The sequence below is a fragment of the Pseudomonas sp. WC1 genome, assembly GCF_050586565.1.
Lineage (GTDB): Bacteria > Pseudomonadota > Gammaproteobacteria > Pseudomonadales > Pseudomonadaceae > Aquipseudomonas.
In genome coordinates this window covers 1-1,302 of sequence record NZ_JBOBDQ010000124.1, presented here as the reverse complement: position 1 = coordinate 1,302, position 1,302 = coordinate 1, and the positions used below count along the sequence as shown (strand labels likewise).

The window sequence follows — 1,302 nt, the reverse complement described above, 5'->3', positions numbered from 1 at the left end:
GTGGGAGCAACTGTCTTGAGGGGATTTTTTTAGAACGATCCTTTCAGACATAGCTTCGCCAGCGACACCCTCCAGATGGAGTCGCTGGCGAAGCCCGCTATCAGTAACTACCTCTGAGAAATGTCAGGCTGCGGGCGCCTGGGTTTTATGGTCCTTCCATGGCGTACCGTCCCTCAACATGGCATTCAGCCGCACCAGCAACACGCGCATGCAAGCCACCACGGCTACTTTGGGGCGCTTACCACGCGCTACCAGTGTGTCATACCGGGTCTTGAACTCAGGGACGTGCCTGATCATCACCCAAGCCGCCATGTAGATAACGCCACGAACTTTGTAGCGCCCGCCCTCGATCTTGCGTGGGCCGCTCTTGCTCCCACTGTCCTTGTTGTAGGGCGCCAGCCCCACCAGGGCGGTGATCTTCCGTCCGCTCAGCGTGCCCAGCTCGGGCAAATAGGCCATCAGCTTGGCAGTCGTAATCAGGCCTACGCCTTTGACTGATGCCAAGTGCTTGGCTTTCTCGCTGTTCAGCGCCTTTGAGGCCTGCGCAAGGTGTTTGTCCAATGCCTTGATCTGAGCGTTGAGAGACGCAATGTGCTCAGTGAAGAAGGTGATTGCTACAGGGGAAGTCGCTTGCTTGATTCGACGTCTGTCATCGTCGCGATGCTCAACGATCTGATCCCGTAGCTTGACCAGCTCGCTCAGCTCATCACGTGCCTGACTGGGCTCGATCTTTGATGGGGATGCCAGATGCTGGGCGAACTTGGCCAGCATCAAGGCATCGATCCTGTCGGTTTTGGCCAGTTGACCAATTGCTTGGGCATAGTCATGAGAGCGTTTGGGGTTGACGCGAACGACATCCAAATCAGCGATGCGTAACGCCTTGAAAACCGCTTTCTCATAGCCCCCCGTAGCCTCGAGCACGATCCGCTCGACCTCAAGCTCGTTCAAGCAGGCAATCAGCTGGGCAATCCCCTCAGGGTCATTCCTCAGCTGGAATGGCTTGGAAAGTTCAGGCCAGAACCCCACGTCCAGGGTCGCTTTCGAAACATCGATACCAACGAAACAGGAAATCATGGCCAAGCCCTCTTACACTGGGAAGTGAGAGCGCTCTGACCTATCCCACGCTTGTGATTTCGAGCTCGCTACTCATCCAACTGTTCGGGCTTCAGGTCAGAGTGAGGGGTGGATGGCGACTATGCTCCCACACGTGCTCTAGGGCACCGCCGGCTTGCAGTCTGCCATCCACCGCTCTCACCCCTTCAGTCTAAGAGCCTTTCAAGACACAAGCCGGCTTGCCGGCGA

At 56.8% G+C, this 1,302-nt stretch carries 1 protein-coding gene; it reads right to left on the bottom strand.

The window, feature by feature from the left end:
• Window positions 1-123 precede the first annotated feature (123 nt).
• The gene (locus ACQ4OD_RS26310; RefSeq protein WP_430945219.1) at window positions 124-1,074 is read right to left on the bottom strand and encodes an IS110 family transposase; all 951 of its coding nucleotides are present in this window, start codon (window positions 1,072-1,074) and stop codon (window positions 124-126) included.
• Window positions 1,075-1,302: the final 228 nt, after the last annotated feature.